Genomic DNA, 1,471 nt, shown 5'->3' on the forward strand with positions numbered 1-1,471 from the left:
TCTTCAATTACCGTAATATCCTGAACGCTCAGCTCGAAATCGCTGGCGAACCATTGGTCGCCGGGCTGGTTTCCGTGTTCATATTGGAACACCCGCGCGGCGGGCTGATAGATCGCCTCGTCATTATCTTCGTCGAGCACTGCCGAAATCATCAGCGTATCGGCAGAGGATGCGGCAGCACGGGTGAACATGATTGTGGGCATGACGGTTCTCTATTGCAGGGGATAGCTCGCGCCGCTGCGCAAGGCATTGATTGTTTCTTGCGGCAAAGGGGGTCGGCGCTTTGCCCGAAGAAGCTGGTTTGGATTTCGCGTTCCGAATTGGGCTACTAACGCAGAAAAAATTTGCGCACGACAGTCGGGTCGCACCCTAGCCATCGCTCGAAATGATTCATTGCGAACCTGCGCAACGGTAGCAGTATGCGGCGGTGTTGAGGTTTTCCCGATAGCCTCAATCGCCGCATCCGCAAAGTGCGCATGATTATGCTCGGTATCCTCCTTGGTTGCATGGCCCATCACGCATATTGCCATCCCGTCGTTCAGACTGGGCATGTTCGGGATACGCTGGTCGGCCTTTCCCCGCGCCCCATAGCGCAAGGTCCAGTCCGGCACGATGTGGTGGGCCTGCATGCCATATTGCCCACAGATATTGCGCATGACCGCGTATCGATCAACCTGACATTTTTTCCGATATTCCTCGCGTGCTGAAATCGTGACCGTGGTGCCCGGAATGATTGGATCTGGCTGCGGTTCCTGCTCTGGCTCGGGATCAGGGTCTCGCTCCTCGACTGCGGCGCGTTGGCGGCGCTCGATCTCGGCAAGCTTCGCCTCGACCTCGTCATCTGAAAGACCTGCAAAGGGCGCGAGGATTCCGTCGATTTCCTCCAGCGTCATCTCGCCCATGTTCACAGGTCGTCCGGCAAGACGGCCGAGAATGTCGTTTGCCATCGGAACATGGTCCAGGGGCCCCGCGATAACCCCGTATTTTCCCTCCCACACCGAGGGAGAGAACAAGCGAAGCGGGTTTGAAACATGTTCTTGCCCGCCCAGAAGCCGGTCCTGCCGAATCACGAAGCGACCGACCGAAGATCCCGCAATCCTCCTGGCAAGGTCTTCCTGCTGGCGCGCCGTCGGCGTCATGTCGGCGCGTCGCATTTCCTCTTCCAGAATGAGGCCGAAGATACCCAGTCGGCGCAGGATCAAGCGCGGCCAGGCAACCCGAGGCACCGTTTGACCTGGAGCCGGGACGGATGTGCCGGCTGCCCCAGACGGACGAGCGGTTCCCGATTGCGGCGCAGCGCCCCATGTCGCATCCGACATCGTTCCTGTAGATGCCTGTGCAACCTGGTATGGTTCGAACGCCAGCGAAGCAGCCATCGACCCCGGCAGCGGATCGTCGTCCTTTGGCGCCGGGAACGTCCGCGTATCCCGGATAAAGACCGCCTCGCCCACGGTATTGCGGTTGTTCATGT

Annotated in this window: 2 protein-coding genes; both read right to left on the reverse strand. The window is 59.3% G+C overall.

The features are described from left to right. Positions 1-191, reverse strand: a 191-nt coding sequence (locus BLW83_RS15300) for a hypothetical protein (RefSeq protein ID WP_143042871.1), incomplete at its 3' end; no start/stop codon positions are given. A 21-nt stretch (positions 192-212) separates the two neighbouring features. After that, positions 213-1,471, reverse strand: a 1,259-nt coding sequence (locus BLW83_RS15790) for a hypothetical protein (protein ID WP_177172609.1), incomplete at its 5' end; no start/stop codon positions are given.

Source organism: Paracoccus alkenifer (assembly GCF_900108405.1).
Lineage (GTDB): Bacteria > Pseudomonadota > Alphaproteobacteria > Rhodobacterales > Rhodobacteraceae > Paracoccus > Paracoccus alkenifer.